We start from the raw sequence: 940 nt of genomic DNA, 5'->3' as shown, positions 1-940 counted from the left end.
GGAGGCGCAATCAGCATTAGCAGATGCAAGAAGTGAAGCAGTCAACGCAAATAATGACGCCCGCCTTGCTATGATTGCGTTGCAACGTCTGTTACGTACTGACTATCGTATCAAACCTACTACCCCCTTATTTGTCTCCAGCCGTCCTCTGCCAGATGTAAGCTACTTTCAAAACTTAGCACTCAACCATCATCCTGGCTTACAGAAAGTCGCTGCTAAACGCGCGCAGGCCCAACAACTACATGAGCTATCTGATACTGGTTATAAACCAACCGTTATGCTGTATGGCTATGGACAAGTTGAAAAAGATCCCAGCTGGATTGCGGGTATATCAGCCAGTTGGAAGCTATGGGGCGGGCTTGATAAAACAGCATCACTAGCATCCAGTAATGCCAAAATTCGCCAAGCTGATCTATCCGAAATTGAAGTCAGTGACAATCTACTACTACTGGTGGAAAAAAACTGGAACGATGTTAATAATGCCCAGTCGCGTTATCAAGCATTACAAAGCAATGTTGACTTAGCCACAGAGGTGCTACGTTTACGTCGTCTTGGATTGCAAGAAGGCGTGAATACCACTATCGAAGTGGTACAAGCGCAAACTCAGGCCCTTAAAGCTCGCACCGAACAAGCACAAGCAGCAAACGATTATGTACAAGGGCTAGCTGCCTTAATGCAAAGTAGTGGTACGCCATTCGCTTTTAACGCTTATCTGAATGTGGCTGATATTCGATTGCCAACTTTGTATACTAAACAGTGATTTATGACTAAAAGTAATAAGCTACGTTGATAGCCTTTTGGACTCATGACTGTAGATAATCTCATAACCATTCCATCACCAATCCTATTGTGAACCAATTTTTTATGAAAGAAATGACTTCTAAATCGACCAGTAGTTGGCTGCAGATTTTACTACAGACATGGCGTACCGCGAACAATT

General features: G+C 43.6%; 1 protein-coding gene. It reads left to right on the top strand.

Features of this window, described 5'->3' with window-relative positions; translation table 11 throughout:
* A partial coding sequence (locus ACS8FD_RS17620) for a TolC family protein (protein WP_439276804.1) occupies positions 1-760 on the top strand: 760 nt, incomplete at its 5' end.
* Between the last annotated feature and the right edge of the window lie 180 nt (positions 761-940).

Source organism: Psychrobacter sp. 1U2, from assembly GCF_051847575.1.
This window is presented reverse-complemented; position numbering and strand designations above follow the sequence as displayed.